Below are 15,997 nucleotides of genomic sequence, written 5' to 3'. Positions count from 1 at the left end.
GGTTGGATCGAAACAAAAACGATCGCTCGTTATAGAACGATGCCCGGGGTGGGGCACCAGCACTTTCCCTATCCTGACGGGGTTGGTTTGGGTTTGGTTGGGTTTGCGTGCCGCGCGCGCCTACCGGTACATGGCCTCGATCTGGGGGGCGTACTTTTGCTGCACCAGCTTGCGCTTGAGCTTCATGGTGGGCGTCAGCTCTTCATCCTCGGCCGTGAGCTGGGTGTCGAGCAGGAAGAACTTCTTGATCTGCTCCACGCGGGCGAACTTGGCATTCACACGGTCGATTTCGGCCTGGATCAAATCCTGCACCTCGCGCGCACGGGTCAGGCTGGCGTAGTTGCTGAAGGGCACGTCGTGGTCCTGCGCAAACTTCTCCACGTTCTCCTGGTCGATCATGATGATCACCGTGAGGTAGGGCAGCTTGTCGCCAATCACCACGGCGTCGGTCACGTAGGGGCTGAACTTGAGTTCGTTCTCCAGCTCGCTGGGCGTGATGTTCTTGCCACCCGCCGTGATGATGATGTCCTTCATGCGGTCGGTGATGCGCAGGTAGCCGTCGGCGTCGATGGCGCCCACATCGCCCGTGTGCAGCCAGCCGTCGGCGTCGATGGTTTCGGCGGTCTTTTCAGGCAGGTTGAGGTAGCCCTTGAACACGTTGGGGCCGCGCACCAGGATCTCGCCCGTGGCGGGGTCGATGCGCACCTCGTTGTAGCTGGCGGCCGGGCCGATGGAGCCGGGCTTGATGCGCGTTGCAGGCACGCCGGTGGCGGCGCCGCAGGTTTCGGTCATGCCCCATACCTCCAGCATGGGCACACCCAGTGCCAGGTACCACTTCACCAGCTCGGGCGAGATGGGCGCGGCGCCGGTGACGAGAAAACGCGCGCGGTGGATGCCGATGAGCTTGCGCACGTTGTTGAGTGCCAGCCAGCGCGCCAGCTGGAACTGCAGCTTCAGCAACCCGCCCACCGGCTGGCCCGCCAGCACCAGGTCGGCAATGCGTGTGCCGACGCCGATGGACCAGGCATAGGCCGCCTGCTGCAGCCGCGTGGATTCCTTCAGGGCAATCATCACGCCGGAGTAGAACTTCTCCCACACGCGCGGCACGGCCGTGAACACCGTGGGCGCGATCTCGCGCACGTTCTCGGGCACGGTGTCGGGGTTCTCCACAAAGTTCAGGCGCGCGCCGGTGTAGAGCGAGAAGTACTCGCCGCCCATGCGCTCGGCAATGTGGCACAGCGGCAGAAAACACATGGTCTCGTCCGCCTCGCTGCGCGATATCAGCGTGTTGTAGCCGCGCACGGTGTAGGTGAGTGCGGCGTGTGTGTGCATGGCGCCCTTGGGCTTGCCGGTGGTGCCCGAGGTGTAGACCAGGATGGCCACATCGTCGGGGCGGCAGGCCTTGACGCGCTGCATCAGCGCATCGGGGTGCTGGGCGTTCCAGGCGCGGCCCAGCTCGCGCAGGTTCGCCAGGCTCAGCACATCGGGGTCGTTCAGGCCGCGCAGGCCCTCCATGTCGAACACGACGATCTTGCGCAGCAGCGGCAACTGGCCGCGCACCTCCAGCGCCTTGTCGAGCTGCTCGTCGTCCTCCACAAACAACACCGTGGTGCGCGAGTCTTCGCTCAGGTAGTGCACCTGCGCGGCAGCGTCGGTGGGGTAGATGCCGTTGGCCACGCCGCCGCAGCTCAGCACGGCCAGGTCGGCCAGTACCCATTCGATGTTGGTGTTGGACAGGATGGATGCGCACTCACCCGGCGCAAACCCCAGTGACATCAGGCCGCCCGCGATCTCGCGCACAGCCTCGGCCGTCTGGTCCCAGGTCCAGCTCTTCCAGATGCCCAGCTCCTTCTGGCGCATCCAAACGCGCGGGCCACGCTCGGCCACGGCGTTCCAGAACATGGCGGCGATGGTGTCGCCTGCCAGCACGTCGGTGCCTGCGGGCTGGATGTGATCGAGGTCCCAGAGATTGCTCATGTTGTCCTCATCGCCATGTTTTCTTCTTTTTCCACCTGCGCTCACCGCGCACGCCTTCATCCTTCATGCCGAGGTAGAACTCCTTGATGTCGTCCTTCTCGCGCAAGCGCTCGCAGCTGTCTTCCATCACGATGCGGCCGTTCTCCAGCACATAGCCGTAGTCCGATGCGTTGAGCGCCATATTGGCGTTCTGCTCCACCAGCAGGATGGTGGTACCGCGCTCGCGGTTGATGCGCACCACGATCTCGAAGATCTCCTTGGTGAGCTTCGGACTGAGGCCCAGGCTGGGCTCGTCCAGCAGGATCAGCTCGGGCGCAGCCATGAGCGCGCGCGAGATGGCCAGCATCTGCTGCTGCCCGCCCGAGAGCAGGCCCGCGTCCTGCGCGGCGCGTTCCTTCAGGATGGGGAAGTAGCCGAACACGGTTTCGATGTCGCGCGCCACGCCATCCTTGTCGGCGCGTGTGTAGGCACCCATGAGCAGGTTGTCGCGCACCGAGAGCAGGGGGAACACCTCGCGCCCCTCAGGCACATGCATCAGGCCCCGGCGTACGATGGCGGCCGGGTCGTTGGCGGTGATGTCGGTGCCCTGGAACTCGATGGAGCCCTTGCGCGGGTCGATGATGCCGCTGATGGTCTTGAGGATGGTGGTCTTGCCCGCGCCGTTGCTGCCCAGCACGGCGGCGATCTCGCCGCGCCGCACCTGCAGGCTCACGCCCCGGATGGCCTTGATGGGACCGTAGGCGCTCTCCACGTTCTGCAGGCGCAGCAGGGGCTGGTCCGCTGCGGCCACAGCGGACGGGGTGGTTGCGGCCAGCACGGCGCTCATGTGCGGACTCCCATGCTGGAACCTGCCGGGCGGCGCAGATTGCTCACATCGTCGATCGTGCCCAGGTAGGCTTCCACCACGCCAGGGTGTGTCTGCACTTCGCGCGGTGTGCCCATGGCCACCACCTCGCCCTGGTTCATGGCCAGCACGCGGTCAGACACCTTGGAGACCAGCGACATGTCGTGTTCCACCATCAGCACCGTGATGCCCAGTTCATGCTGGATGTCCTGGATCCAGAAGGCCATGTCGTCGGTCTCCTCCACGTTCAGTCCAGACGAAGGCTCGTCGAGCAGCAGCAGCTTTGGCTCGGTGCACAGCGCGCGGGCCAGCTCCACCACCTTGCGCACGCCGTAGGGCAGGCCCGCCACCATGGTGTCGCGGTAGTGCTGCAGGTCGAGAAAGTCGATGATCTGCTCGGCCTTTTCGCGCGCCAGGATTTCCCCTTCGCGCACCTTGCGGGTGAAGAACATCTCGGCCCACAGGCTGCTGTGCTGCTGCGTGTGGCGGCCAATCAGCAGGTTGTGCAAAACGCTCGCGTGTTCAAACAGCTCGATGTTCTGGAAGGTGCGCGCAATGCCCAGGCTGGCCACCTTGTGGGGGGGCTGGTCGGTCAGCGGCAGCATGGCGCCGCCCGGGCCTGCATAGGCAATGGTGCCGGTGGTGGGCGTGTAGATGCGGCTGATGAGGTTGAACACCGTGGTCTTGCCCGCGCCGTTGGGGCCGATGAGGGTGAACACCTCGCCACGCCGCACGTCAAAGCTCACGTTGTTGACGGCCAGCACACCGCCAAAGCGTACGCTGAGATTCTGGGCCGAAAGCAGGACTTCGTTGGTCATCGCAGTCATTTCAACCTGTCGGATTTTTGAAAGGACTTCTGCCGCTTGAACATGCCCTGGCGGTAGAACGGGAACATCTGCAGCCAGGTGCGCACCTTGAGCCAGCGGCCGTACAGGCCCATGGGCTCGAACAGCACAAAGGCAATGAGCACCGCGCCATACACAACCGCTTGCAGCCCAGGCGCCTGGCCGATGGCAGCGGGCAGCCAATCCTTGCTGAGCGAGATGAGCTGCGGCATCGAGATCAGGAAGATCGCGCCCAGGAACGCCCCGTGCACCGAGCCCAGGCCGCCAATCACGATCATGAGCAGCAGGTCGATGGACTGCAGGATGTTGAACTGGTCGGGCGAGATGAACTGCAGCTTGTGGGCATACAGTGCGCCGCCGATGCCCGCCAGCGCGGCCGACAGCGAGAACGACAGCGTCTTGTAGCGCGCGAGGTGGATGCCCATGCTCTGCGCCGATATCTCTGAATCGCGGATGGCGACAAACGCGCGCCCTGTGGGCGAACGCAGCAGGTTCAGGATGGCCAGCGTGCAGACCACGGTGATGACGAGGCACAAGAAGTAGAACGACTCCGTGGTCTCGAACGCATAGCCGCCGATCTGCGGTGGCACCAGGTGCTTGCCGGAATTGCCGCCCGTCACCGACTCCCAGCGCGCAAACACCTCTTCGACGATGAAGCCAAACGACAGCGTGGCCATGCCCAGGTAGATGCCCTTGACGCGCAGCGCGGGCAGGCCCACCACCACGCCCACGGCGGCCGACAGCCCTGCCGCGCAGGCCAGCGACAGCGCAAACGGCCAGCCCATGCCCGTGAGCACGGCCTGCGTGTACGCCCCCACGCCCAGAAAGGCCGCGTGCCCGAGCGAGAACAGCCCCGTGAAACCCGCCAGCAGCATCAGCCCCAGGCCCACGATGGAGTAGATAAGCACAAAGGTGAGCTGCGCCAGCCAGTACTCGGGCGCGACCCAGGGCGCGGCGACCAGCGCCAGGCCCAACAGGCTGTACCAGAACACGTGGCCGCCGTGTTTGGCCAGGCGGATGTCTTGCGCGTACGAGGTCTTGAAGATGAAACGCATGCTTGTCTTTCAGACCTTTTTACGGAGCTTTTCACCGAACAGTCCGTTCGGTTTGACCATCAGCATGATGAGCACCACGATGTACGCCGCCGTGTCCTTGAAACCGTCGGGCAGGTAAAAGCCTGACAGCGATTCGACGATGCCAATCACCAGCCCACCGACGATGGCGCCCGGCAGGCTGCCGAAGCCCCCCACCACGGCGGCCGGAAACGCCTTGAGCCCGATGAAACCCATGTTGGCGTGCACAAATGTGATGGGTGCCAGCAGCAGCCCCGCCACCGCCGCCACCACGGCTGCCAGCCCCCAGGCCAGGCCGTTGAGCCGCTGCACCGGGATGCCCATGTAGTAGGCCGCCAGCTGGTTTTGCGATGCGGCCTGCATCGCAATGCCCAGCTTGCTGTAGCGGAACATCGCAAACAGCAGCACGCACAGCACGCCCGTGGCGCCGATCACCACCAGCTGCTCGGCGCTGACCACCAGCTCGCCCAGCCGCAGGGACTGGTCCTTGTAGGGCACGGGCAGCGTGTGCGTGTCGGTGCCGATGTTGGGGATCATGGTGACCAGGCCGCGCATCACATAGCCGATGCCGATGGTGAGCATGACGATGGAGAACGCAGGCTGGCCAAGGATGGGGCGGATCACCGCGCGCTCGACCAGCACCCCGAACAGCCCCATGGCCACCACGCTGGCCAGCACCGCCACCCAGAAGGGAAAGCCCAGCACGGTCATCAGCGCCAGGCCGCAGAAGGCGCCGAGCATCATGAGTTCGCCCTGCGCAAAACTCACGGTTTCGGTGGCTTTGTAGATGAGGACAAAACCCAGCGCGATCAGCCCGTAGATGCACCCCTGGGAGACACCGCTGATCAACAGTTGCACAAATTGCACCCTGGCTCTCCAGAAGATTTTTACAAAGCGGTTGCTTTGCATAAATAATGCTGCCTGCGACCGCTGCCCACCGCACTCGGGGCTAACCCTGATGGGGGGCGTGATCGGGTAGCGGCGGATATTGACCCAGCACCAACCCCCGCGCAATAGGAGTTACGTCGGGTGCACACAACCCGCCCACAGGAGAGCCCCATGTCCGTAGAGGTGGAAACGCAAGGCCGTGTCACGCTGGTGACACTGCGCAGGCCCGATGTGCGCAATGCGGTGGACGCAAACACGGCGCGGGCCTTGCACGCCGCATTTGTCGCGTTCGACCAGGACGCGCAGGCAGACGTGGCCGTGTTCCACGGAGCAGGCGGGCATTTCTGCGCGGGCTGGGATCTGCAGTCGGGTGCGCGTTTGCTGGCCGACGGTGTGGCGCCCGAGGCGCTGGCGCAATCGCTCGATTTCGCCCCCGATGCGGTCCACCCGCCGGGGCCGATGGGCCCGAGCCGCTTGCAGCTGACCAAGCCTGTGATCGCTGCGATAGAAGGTGCGGCGGTGGCGGGCGGCATGGAGCTGGCGCTGTGGTGCGACCTGCGTGTGATGGCCGAGGACGCGTACATGGGCGTGTTCTGCCGCCGTTTTGGCGTGCCCCTGATCGACGGCGGCACTGTGCGGCTGCCGCGCCTGGTGGGCCTGTCGCACGCGCTGGACCTGATCCTGACCGGCCGCAAGGTCGAGGCCGACGAGGCTTTGCGCATGGGCCTGTGCAACCGCGTGGTGCCTGCGGGCCAGGCGCTGCAGGCGGCCCTGGCGCTGGCACACACGCTGACCGCCTTTCCGCAGGCCACGCTGCGCGCCGACCGTGCGAGTGCGCTGGCGGGCGAGGGTTTGCCTCTGCAGCAGGCGCTGCTGCAGGAGTGGGCCGGTGGGCGCGAATGCCTGGCCGAAGCGCTGCGCGGGGCCACCCGGTTTGCCACCGGGGAAGGGCGCCACGGCAAGTTTTAGATAAAAATGGCCGTTTGCGCCTGTCCATCATGCGCTGATAGCTACAAAATCAGGAGCATTCAGGGCCGTGCCCCTTGTTCCTTGCACCACATCCATCCCAGGAGACCCATGAGCAAATCCGCGCCCCCCGCCCCGCAAGCCTTCGAGCCCGCCTTCATCGCCGGGCTCAAGTCCATCTTTGAAGAGAAGATTGTTTTCAACCAGGTGCTGGGCCTCAAGATCACGTCGCTGGCGCCCGATGGCGTGGTGGGGCGCATCGACATGAAGCCCGACCTGGTGGGCCACTATGCCTACAACCGCATCCATGGCGGTGTGATCAGCGCGGGGCTTGACGCCATGGGCGGTCTGGCCGTGATGGCCGCGATTGGCGCCAAACACCTGGACGAGCCGCCCGAGCAGCGCCTGCACCGCTTTGCCAAGCTGGGCACCATCGACCTGCGCATTGACTACCTGCGCCCCGGCATTGGCAGCCACTTCGAGCTGCGCGCCCAGGTGCTGCGTCTGGGCTCGCGCGTGGCCACCACGCGCATGGAGTTTCTGGGGCCCGATGGGCAGATCATGTCGGCCGGGGCGGCGGCCTACATCGTTTCCTGATCTCAAGGGACCGGCCGCGGCTCCAGGTTGCGCGCCGTGCCCAGCCAGGTGGCGCACAGCGTCTCGGTGCCCGATGCGTCCACTGCGAGCACGTCGGCGGCGCAGATGCTCAGCAGCCTGCCCGCGTCCACCACGCGGCCCCGCGCGCGCAGGCAGGCGCCGCGCGCCGGGGCAAACAGCTTGACGGTGCCATCCACCGTGGCGTTGGCCCAGCCGGGCGGCAGCAGGCTACCTGCGGCGGCCACGGCGGCGAAGTCGCCCAGCGCATACACGGCCGTGGCCTGCAGCTGGCCGGGGCGAAAGCAGAACGATTCCAGGATGGGCATCTCCAGCGTCACGGCGCCCGGCGCTGTGTGCACGAAGCGCAGTCCCAGGGTGCGCGCCATGGGCATGGCCAGCACGGCCGCCTGCAGGCGCTGCAGGGCGGGCAGGGTGCCGGGGGTGTCGGCCGTGGACGTGTCGGGGGTCATGGGCGGTCTCCTTGTTAAGGTGGGGTGGGGGCGCGGCGCACCCGGGGCCAGGGCGCACGCGGCGGGGTGCCGTTGGCAGCAGGGTGCTGGCGTGTTTCCTGCTCTGCCTGGCGGGCGCGCAGCCACTGCACATGGTCCAGCGCCTGCTGGTGCTGGGCCTGCAACGCCGCGATCTGCGCCTGGATGTCGTTGGTACGGGCCTGCACCGCATCGGCCAGGCCACCGGGGCCGATGCGGCCACGCCGCCAAGCGAGCAGATGGCTGCGGATCTGCGGCACGCCAAACCCGAGTGCGCGCGACATGGCAATGAACACCACCTCGCGCCGCGCCGAGGGTGCATAGTGGCGGTAGCCATTGGGCAGGCGTTCTGGGCGCAGCAGCCCGGCGCGTTCGTAGTGGCGCAGCGCATGCACGGTCACGCCGGTGAGTCGAGCGAGTTCGGATATCTGCATGGGTGGCAGACTAGCAAGCTTCGCGCTGCGCGAGGCTTGCGCAGGTGACAGGGGGTGTCACGCTGTGTGGTCTTGCAAGCCCTGCAAGCGCATGCAACGACCGAACCGTTTGGTTACCGTTCTTGCGTAACAGGGGCATCTTTCACTGGATGCGAAACCTAGCATGGCCTCTTTTCAAGGAGATCTGATGGCCGTGCAAAACCCCTTCTTTGGCAAGCGTGAACCCGAGTCGTTCCAACCCCGCAGCAGCACCACTTCAGGCTCCGTGTTGGGCGGCAGTGGGGTGAACAGTGCAGTGTCGGCGCAGCCGACCGCACCGGCAGCCCCCAAGCCCAGCAGCGCCAGCGACAGCTCGGGCAGCAAGCTTACGGTGGGCCCCAACATCAAGCTCAAGGGCGTGGAGATCACCGACTGCGACACCCTGGTGGTCGAGGGCACCGTCGAGGCCACAATGGATTCGCGCGTGATCCAGATCTCGGAAAACGGGGCCTTCAAGGGCTCCGCCGAGATCGATATTGCCGAGATCCACGGCGAGTTCAACGGCACACTCACCGTGCGCCAGAAGCTCGTGATCTACAGCTCGGGCAAGGTCAACGGCAAGATCCGCTACGGCAAGCTGGTGGTGGAAGAGGGCGGCCAGCTGGCGGGCGAGATCGAGGCGGGGTTCTCGGCCTCATCGTCATCGTCTTCCTCCGGCAGCAGCCATCTGCAGCGCGGGGCCGGGCCTTTGCGCACCGAACCGGCCACCGCACTGGCGGCCTGACGCCCGAATCTGCGCGCCGCCGCGAGCGGCGCGTCACTGCGGCGCCGTCACGCGAACGCGCTGTGCTCAGGCCGGTGCGTTGTGCTTGGGCACCGGGCGCGGGCGGCCCTGGTGGTCGATGGCCACGTAGGTCAGGCGTGCTTCGGTCACTTTCACATACTGCCCCTGGGCAGAAAAGCGTTCGGCATACACCTCCACCTCCACGGTGACCGAGGTGTTGCCCACGCGCGTGATGGCCGAGAAGAACGACAGGATGTCGCCCACGCGCACGGGCTGCTTGAAGATGAATTCATTGACCGCCACCGTGGCCATGCGGCCTTGGATGTAGCGGGCGGGCAGCACGGATCCCGCCAGGTCCACCTGCGCCATCACCCATCCGCCAAAGATGTCGCCATTGCCGTTGGTGTCGGCGGGCATGGGGATGACCTTGAGCACCAGTTCCTTGTCGGTGGGCAATGCGGCGGGTGGTGGGCTGAAAACGGCAGACATGGGCACAATCTCGGTTGGGGCTGAGGCAATCCTTGGGGAAACCGGTGGTTTCACCAGGCCTTGCGCCCCGAGAAAAACCACCTGGGCATCAGCCAGGTCGGAAAAAACAACAACCGGAATTGTCCCCCATGCGCCACCACGGCGAAACTGCCCCCACCGCTGCCGGTGCCATGGCCCCCGCCGCTGGCACCCCGCCCGCCCCGTCCGACTGGGCCACCCTGCACCGGCTGCTGCCCTACCTGTGGCAATACAAGTGGCGCGTGATCGCCGCCATCGTCTTCATGGTGGGCGCCAAGTTCGCCAACGTGGGCGTGCCCATCCTGCTCAAGACGCTGGTCGATGCCATGAGCATCCAGCCCGGCGACCCGGCCGCCTTGCTGGTGGTGCCCGTGGGGCTGCTGCTGGCCTACGGCGCGCTGCGGCTGTCCACCTCGCTGTTCACGGAGCTGCGCGAGCTGGTGTTTGCCAAGGCCACCCAGGGCGCGGCGCGCTCGATTGCGCTGCAGACCTTCGAGCACCTGCACGCCCTGAGCCTGCGGTTTCACCTGGAGCGCCAGACCGGCGGCATGACGCGCGATATCGAGCGCGGCGTGCGCGGCATCGAGTCGCTGATCTCCTTCACCCTGTTCAACGTGGTGGCCACACTGGTCGAGGTGGTGCTGGTGCTGTCGGTGCTGGCCATCAAGTTCGACGCCTGGTTTGCGTGGATCACGCTGGCGGCGCTGGCGCTGTACATCCTCTTCACGGTGCTGGTGACCGAGTGGCGGACAAAATTCCGCCGCGAGGCCAACGAGTTTGACTCGGCCGCGCACTCCAAGGCCGTGGACTCGCTGCTCAACTACGAGACGGTGAAGTACTTCAACAACGAAGGCTTCGAGGCCCGCCGCTACGACGAAAGCCTGGAGCGCCTGCGCCGCGCGCGCCTGAAGAGCCAGACGACGCTGTCCATGCTCAACACCGGCCAGCAGCTCATCATTGCGGTGGGCCTGGTGGCCATGCTCTGGCGCGCCACGCAGGGCGTGGTCGATGGCCGCATGACGCTGGGCGATCTGGTCATGGTCAACGCTTTCATGATCCAGCTCTACATCCCGCTCAACTTCCTGGGCGTGATCTACCGCGAGATCAAGCAGAGCCTCACCGACCTGGACAAGATGTTCACGCTGATGGATAAGGAGCGCGAGGTGGCCGATGCCCCCGGCGCCCAGCCGCTGGCAGGGCTGGACCAGCCCACCGTGCGCTTTGAGGACGTGGTGTTTGCCTACGATCCTGGCGTTATAAGCACTGGCGGGCGCACCATCCTGCAAGGCATCAGCTTCGAGATCCCTGCGGGCAAGACGGTGGCGGTGGTCGGGCCCTCGGGCTCGGGCAAGAGCACGCTGGCGCGGCTGCTGTTCCGCTTTTATGACATCCAGCAGGGCCGCATCACCATTGCGGGGCAGGAGATCCGCAGTGTGACGCAGGCCAGCGTGCGGCAGGCGATTGGCATCGTGCCGCAGGACACCGTGCTGTTCAACGACACCGTGGCCTACAACATTGCCTACGGCCGCCCTGGCGCCACGCAGGAAGAGATCGAAGCCGCCGCCCGCGCCGCACGCATCCACGACTTCATTGCCAGCACGCCCAAGGGCTACGCCACCATGGTGGGCGAGCGGGGGCTCAAGCTCTCGGGCGGTGAGAAGCAGCGCGTGGCGATTGCGCGCACCTTGCTCAAGAACCCGCCCATCCTGATTTTTGACGAGGCCACCAGTGCGCTGGACTCGGCCAACGAGCGCGCCATCCAGGCCGAGCTGCAGGGCGTGGCGCAGAACAAGACCACGCTGGTGATTGCCCACCGCCTGTCCACGGTGGTGGACGCGCACGAAATCCTGGTCATGGACGCGGGCCGCATCATCGAACGCGGCACGCACGCGCAGCTGCTGGCTCAGCGCGGGCGCTACGCCGACATGTGGACGCTGCAACAAAGTGACCCCAGCGCCTGAACGCCTTACGTTTCCCTCTCTTTCTTTCCGACTTTTCCTCGTGCCATGAAGCCTGTCCTGCTTGCCCTCATGTTCCTGTCCGAAGAACACCGCGCCCAGATGGCGCAGTCGTTCGAACTGGTCTACGCGCCCGATGCGGCGCAGGCCGCTGTCGCCATCGCCGAGCACGGCGCGCGCATCACGGTGGTGCTGACCATCGGCGCCACGGGCCTGTCTGCCGCGCAGATCGATGCCTTGCCGAACATCAGCCTCGTCTGCGCCCTGGGCGCGGGCTACGAGAACATTGCGGTGGCGCACGCCAAGGCGCGCGGCATTGTGGTGGCGACCGGTGCGGGCACCAACGACGACTGCGTGGCTGACCACGCCCTGGGCCTGCTGATTGCCGCCGTGCGTGGCATCCCCCGGCTGGACCAGCTCACGCGCCAGGGCGTGTGGCGCACGGCGTTGCCGCTGCCGCCCAATGTGTCGCACAAGCGCCTGGGCATCATCGGCCTGGGCACCATCGGCAAGAAGATCGCGCAGCGGGCGCTGGGTTTCGAGATGCAGGTGGGCTACCACAACCGCACCGCGCGCACCGATGTGCCCCACCGCTACTTTGCCGACGTGACTGCGCTGGCCGACTGGGCGGATTTCCTCGTTGTTGCCACGCCCGGCGGCGCGGGCACGCAGCACCTGGTGAACGCCGCCGTGCTGAGCGCGCTCGGCCCGCGCGGCGTGGTGGTCAACATCGCCCGGGGCAGCGTGATCGACACAGCCGCCCTGGCCGCCGCGCTGCGCGAAGGCCGCATCGCCGCTGCGGGGCTGGACGTGTACGAGAGCGAGCCCGCGCCCCCGGCCGAGCTGATCGGGCTGGACAACGTGGTGCTCACGCCCCATGTGGCGGGCTGGTCGCCCGAGGCGGTGCAGGCCTCGGTGGACCGCTTCCTGGAGAATGCTCGCCGCCATCTGGCGGGTGAGGCGCCGGTGTCGCCGCTCTGAAATTTGTATAAAAAAGGCCGCTTGCGCGCGATGGGTAAGCGTTTTTAGCTATCAAATCAGGAGTTTTGATGTCCGCTGTCGATCTCGACGCATTGCAAGCCCGGCTGCGTGCCTTTGCGGCCGAGCGCCACTGGCAGCCGTTCCACACGCCCAAGAACCTGGCCATGGCGCTGATGGTGGAGGCGGCCGAGCTGGCTGAGATCTTCCAGTGGATGACGCCCGAGCAGTCGCTCGCGGTGGCAGGCGATCCGGCCCTCAAGGAGCCCATTGCCGACGAGGTGGCCGATGTGCTGCTCTACCTGCTGCAGATTGCCGACCACGCAGGCGTGGACCTGGCCCAGGCGGTGGAGAACAAGCTGCGCAAGAACGCGGTCAAACACCCCGTGCCGGAAGGCGATTTAAAGCAAAAATAGCCGCCTGCGCCTGATGGACAAGCGCTGGCAGCTATTGTTTGTATAGTGCCGTCAAATCGCTGACGGCGCGGGGTCGGCGGGCGTTGGCTTTCTTTTACTGCTTGCGCGCCGCAATCGCCTTCTCGGCCATGTTCACCAGGTCGGCGCCGATCTGGCCCTTCCACTTGTCATAGACGGGGCGGGTGGCCTTCACAAAAGCGGCGCGTTCGGCGGGGGAGAGCTGGGTCACGGTCACGCCCAGGGCGCCGATGTCCTTGAGCAGAGGCTTGTCGGCCTCGATAACGCCCTTGCGGGCGATGGCGATTTCTTCCTTGCCTGCGTCGATGGCGGCCTGCTTGACGATCTCGCGGTCGGCGGGCGTCCAGCTGTTCCAGATTTCCTTGTTCACCACAAAGATCAGCGGGTCGTTCACGTAGCCCCACAGCGTGATGTTCTTTTGCGCCACGCTGTGCAGCTTGGCGGCAGTGAAAATGGACAGGGGGTTCTCTTGCCCGTCCACCGCGCCACTGGCAAAGGCGGGCTGTGCGTCGGCCCAGCTCATCTGCGTGGGGTTGGCGCCCAGCGCGGTGAAGGTGTCCAGGAACAGGGGCGAGCCCACCACGCGGATCTTCAGGCCCTTGAGGTCTTCAGGGGTCTTGATCGCCTTCTTGGAGTTGGAGATTTCGCGGTAGCCGTTCTCGCCCCAGGCCAGGGGCACCACGCCGGCCTTGTCCAGCGTGGCGAAGATGCTCTTGCCCACGTCGCCCTGCGTCACGGCGTCCACGGCGGCGTAGTCGGGGAACAGGAAGGGCAGCGAGAACAGGTTGAGCTGCTTGACCTGGGGCGACCAGTTGATGGTGGAGCCCACGGCCATGTCGATCACGCCCTGGCGCAGCGCGCTGAACTCGCGCGTCTGGTCGCCCTGGATCAGCGAGACACCGGGGTACAGCTTGATGTTGATGCGGCCCTGGGTGCGCTCGCGCACCTTGTTGGCCCACAGCTCGCCGCCCTTGCCCCAGGGGAAGGCGGTGCCCAGCACCAGCGACATGCGGTATTCGCTCTTGTAGGCCGTTTGCGCGATGGCAGCAGGCGCGGTGAAGGCCAGGGCGGCCGCAGCGGCCACGGCCGAGGTGAGGAAGGTGCGCAGTTTCATGGGTTGTCTCCTTGTTGGATGGTTGGTTGAATGGGTATGCGATGAGAGGAAATCAGTAGCCCAGGCGCTGGGGCAGCCAGAGCGCGATCTGCGGGAACACGACGACCAGCAGCATGGCCAGGGTCATGGCCAGTACAAACCACACGACCCAGCGGGTGGTCTGCTCCATGCGCACGCCCGCAATCTTGCTGGACACCATGAGGTTCACGGCCATGGGGGGCGTGAACTGGCCAATCGCCACCGTGAGCGTCAGCACCACGCCGAACCACACCACGTCCCACTGGTAGTACTGCATGATGGGCATGAGCAGGGGCACGAAGATCAGGAAGATGGAGATGCCGTCGAGGAACATGCCCGCGACGAGCAGCACCACAATCAGCGCGCCCAGCACGCCTTGCTCGCTCAGGCCCGACTGCACGATGGCGCGGGTGACGGGGTCAATCACGCCCAGCGTGGACAGCGAGAACGCAAAGATGCCCGCCAGCGAGACCACCACCAGGATCACGGCCGAGAGTTCCCCGGCCTCGCGCAGGATGGCGAACAGGTCGCGCACCTGGATCGTGCGGTGCACCACCATGCCCACAAACAGGCCGTAGAACACCGCGACGACGGCGGCCTCGGTGGGCGTGAACCAGCCTGCGCGCATGCCGCCCAGGATCACCACCGGCGCTGCCAGGCCCCAGGAGGCCTCGCGCAGGCTGCGCCAGAACGGCGGGCGCGGCATGTCGGCTTCGGCGCCACCCATCTTGTGGCGCCGCGCCAGCCACACGGCCGGGACGATCAGGGCAATGCCCGCCAGCACCCCGGGGAACATGCCGGCCGCAAACAGCGCGGGCACCGAGGCGCCGGGCACCAGCACCGAATACACGATGAAGGCCACCGAGGGCGGGATGAGGATGTCGGTGGCCGCTGCACCCGCCACCACGCTGGCCGAGTAGGCGGCGGGGTAGCCTGCGCGCGCCATGGCCACAATCATGACCCCGCCCACGGCGGCGGCAGTGGCCGGGCCCGAGCCCGAGATGCCGCCCAGAAACATGGCCACCGCAATCGCCACCAGCGGCAGCATGCCCGGGCCGCGCCCGACGATGGACACCGCAAAATTCACCAGCCGCAGCGCCACGCCCGAGCGGTCAAAGATCGAGCCCACGAGCACAAACATGGGGATGGCCAGCAGCGGGTATTTGCCAAGCCCGGCATAGAAGTTCTGCGGCACGGCCAGCAGGCCGAACCAGGGGGTCTCGGCATTGGCCAGCGCAATGGCGGCAGCGCCCGCCAGGCCCAGGGCGGCGCCAATCGGCACGCCCAGAAACATCATGCCCAGGAAGGCCACAAACAGCAGTGTGGCGATCATGTGCGTGCCTCCGTGGCAGCTGAGGGGGCCGCTGTACGCCGCAGGCGTGCCCACAGTTGCAGTGCCCGGGCCGTGGTCAGCGCGCACAGCACCGGCAGCCAGACGGAATACCACCACTGTGGCACGCCGATGCCGGGGGAGGTTTCTTCAAACCGGTAGTCGTCCCACACCACGCGCACGCTCAGCACCGTGATCAGCCCAAACAGCAGTGCGACCATGAGTGCGCCGAACTGCGCCAGCACCTGGCGCCGACGCTCCGAGCCGCCATCGGCATAGAACTCGATGCGGATGTGCAGCTGCCGCGCCACTGCCGCCGAGCCGCCCACCAGGGCCAGCACGATCATCAGGAACACCGAGATCTCCTCGGTCCAGGCAAACGATGCATCGGTGAAATAGCGCACCACCACATTGACGAAGGTGATGAGTGCCAGGGCGGCCATCGTCAGGACGATGAGCCAGTCTTCCAGGCGCAGGGATCGGGGGGCGTCAGCAGCCGCTGGCGCTGTGGGCGCAGCGGGCCGCCCATCGGGAGTGGAGGTGGACATGGACGCGGGGAGTCAGAAAACACACGGGGCGGATGCCGATCTTGTGGCCCGGCAGTGTTGTGCACCTGGGCGTTGACCGATGGAGCGGCGGGGTGGGCGCGCAGCGCATTATGCGTTGCCTGCTAAGCATGCACAGCATTGGTGCAGTGCGGCAAACGATGCCGCTGGACCCGGCCGGGGGCGTGCAGGTGGCACACCATGCAGGCCCGCTCCGCGCATGATCTGTAGAAACCCT

At 66.1% G+C, this 15,997-nt stretch carries 17 protein-coding genes; 6 read left to right on the top strand and 11 right to left on the bottom strand.

Annotation, left to right across the window (positions count from 1 at the left end; translation table 11 throughout):
- Positions 1-120: 120 nt before the first annotated feature.
- The 5 genes from AC07Z7_RS13735 to AC07Z7_RS13715 are packed head-to-tail and all read right to left on the bottom strand — an operon-like array spanning position 121 to position 5,606.
- Complete coding sequence (locus AC07Z7_RS13735) at positions 121-1,977, bottom strand: AMP-dependent synthetase/ligase (protein WP_494766556.1); 1,857 nt, start codon at positions 1,975-1,977, stop codon at positions 121-123.
- Positions 1,978-1,984: 7 nt separating this feature from the next.
- Positions 1,985-2,803, bottom strand: coding sequence for an ABC transporter ATP-binding protein (locus AC07Z7_RS13730; protein ID WP_494766555.1), 819 nt, complete (start codon positions 2,801-2,803; stop codon positions 1,985-1,987).
- Complete coding sequence (locus AC07Z7_RS13725; RefSeq protein ID WP_252659156.1) at positions 2,800-3,639, bottom strand: ABC transporter ATP-binding protein; 840 nt, start codon at positions 3,637-3,639, stop codon at positions 2,800-2,802. Before AC07Z7_RS13725 ends, AC07Z7_RS13730 begins: the two co-directional genes overlap by 4 nt.
- Before the next feature lie 5 nt (positions 3,640-3,644).
- Positions 3,645-4,721: a branched-chain amino acid ABC transporter permease gene (locus AC07Z7_RS13720; protein WP_094288789.1), complete on the bottom strand. Its 1,077-nt coding sequence runs from the start codon at positions 4,719-4,721 to the stop codon at positions 3,645-3,647.
- 9 nt (positions 4,722-4,730) lie between these two features.
- Entirely contained in the window at positions 4,731-5,606 is an 876-nt protein-coding gene (locus AC07Z7_RS13715; protein WP_094288787.1) for a branched-chain amino acid ABC transporter permease, read from the bottom strand.
- Positions 5,607-5,798: 192 nt separating this feature from the next.
- Here AC07Z7_RS13715 and AC07Z7_RS13710 point away from each other — a divergent pair, with 192 nt between their 5' ends.
- Both AC07Z7_RS13710 and AC07Z7_RS13705 read left to right on the top strand, forming a co-directional pair.
- Positions 5,799-6,596: a crotonase/enoyl-CoA hydratase family protein gene (locus AC07Z7_RS13710; RefSeq protein WP_094288785.1), complete on the top strand. Its 798-nt coding sequence runs from the start codon at positions 5,799-5,801 to the stop codon at positions 6,594-6,596.
- A 108-nt stretch (positions 6,597-6,704) separates the two neighbouring features.
- Entirely contained in the window at positions 6,705-7,190 is a 486-nt protein-coding gene (locus AC07Z7_RS13705) for a thioesterase family protein (RefSeq protein ID WP_094288783.1), read from the top strand.
- A gap of 2 nt (positions 7,191-7,192) precedes the next feature.
- Here the strand turns inward: AC07Z7_RS13705 and AC07Z7_RS13700 are convergent, their stop codons facing one another.
- Both AC07Z7_RS13700 and AC07Z7_RS13695 read right to left on the bottom strand, forming a co-directional pair.
- Positions 7,193-7,660, bottom strand: coding sequence for a PaaI family thioesterase (locus AC07Z7_RS13700; RefSeq protein ID WP_494766554.1), 468 nt, complete (start codon positions 7,658-7,660; stop codon positions 7,193-7,195).
- A 14-nt stretch (positions 7,661-7,674) separates the two neighbouring features.
- On the bottom strand, positions 7,675-8,112 hold the full coding sequence (locus AC07Z7_RS13695; protein ID WP_494766553.1) for a MerR family DNA-binding transcriptional regulator: 438 nt from the start codon (positions 8,110-8,112) through the stop codon (positions 7,675-7,677).
- A 187-nt stretch (positions 8,113-8,299) separates the two neighbouring features.
- On the opposite strand from AC07Z7_RS13695, the gene AC07Z7_RS13690 reads away from it, so the two are divergent.
- Positions 8,300-8,875: a bactofilin family protein gene (locus AC07Z7_RS13690; protein ID WP_094288777.1), complete on the top strand. Its 576-nt coding sequence runs from the start codon at positions 8,300-8,302 to the stop codon at positions 8,873-8,875.
- A gap of 66 nt (positions 8,876-8,941) precedes the next feature.
- Here AC07Z7_RS13690 and AC07Z7_RS13685 read toward each other — a convergent pair whose 3' ends face one another.
- Entirely contained in the window at positions 8,942-9,364 is a 423-nt protein-coding gene (locus AC07Z7_RS13685) for an acyl-CoA thioesterase (protein ID WP_015012492.1), read from the bottom strand.
- A 128-nt stretch (positions 9,365-9,492) separates the two neighbouring features.
- Between AC07Z7_RS13685 and AC07Z7_RS13680 the strand changes: the two genes are divergently transcribed.
- The 3 genes from AC07Z7_RS13680 to AC07Z7_RS13670 all read left to right on the top strand — a co-directional run bounded on the left by AC07Z7_RS13680 (position 9,493) and on the right by AC07Z7_RS13670 (position 12,734).
- Positions 9,493-11,343, top strand: coding sequence for an ABCB family ABC transporter ATP-binding protein/permease (locus AC07Z7_RS13680; protein WP_494766552.1), 1,851 nt, complete (start codon positions 9,493-9,495; stop codon positions 11,341-11,343).
- 45 nt (positions 11,344-11,388) lie between these two features.
- Positions 11,389-12,321: a 2-hydroxyacid dehydrogenase gene (locus tag AC07Z7_RS13675; protein ID WP_494766551.1), complete on the top strand. Its 933-nt coding sequence runs from the start codon at positions 11,389-11,391 to the stop codon at positions 12,319-12,321.
- A gap of 68 nt (positions 12,322-12,389) precedes the next feature.
- On the top strand, positions 12,390-12,734 hold the full coding sequence (locus tag AC07Z7_RS13670) for a nucleotide pyrophosphohydrolase (RefSeq protein ID WP_494766550.1): 345 nt from the start codon (positions 12,390-12,392) through the stop codon (positions 12,732-12,734).
- Between the two features lie 94 nt (positions 12,735-12,828).
- Here the strand turns inward: AC07Z7_RS13670 and AC07Z7_RS13665 are convergent, their stop codons facing one another.
- From AC07Z7_RS13665 to AC07Z7_RS13655, 3 genes are read right to left on the bottom strand one after another with little or no spacing between them, the layout of a single operon-like run.
- On the bottom strand, positions 12,829-13,866 hold the full coding sequence (locus AC07Z7_RS13665) for a DctP family TRAP transporter solute-binding subunit (protein WP_494766549.1): 1,038 nt from the start codon (positions 13,864-13,866) through the stop codon (positions 12,829-12,831).
- A 52-nt stretch (positions 13,867-13,918) separates the two neighbouring features.
- On the bottom strand, positions 13,919-15,217 hold the full coding sequence (locus AC07Z7_RS13660; RefSeq protein ID WP_494766548.1) for a TRAP transporter large permease: 1,299 nt from the start codon (positions 15,215-15,217) through the stop codon (positions 13,919-13,921).
- The gene (locus AC07Z7_RS13655) at positions 15,214-15,762 is read right to left on the bottom strand and encodes a TRAP transporter small permease (protein ID WP_252659164.1); all 549 of its coding nucleotides are present in this window, start codon (positions 15,760-15,762) and stop codon (positions 15,214-15,216) included. Before AC07Z7_RS13655 ends, AC07Z7_RS13660 begins: the two co-directional genes overlap by 4 nt.
- Positions 15,763-15,997 lie beyond the last annotated feature (235 nt).

Source organism: Acidovorax sp. GW101-11A03, from assembly GCF_059424825.1.
The sequence above is the reverse complement of the archived record's forward strand: the minus strand, read 5'-3'. Positions and strand labels throughout refer to the sequence as shown.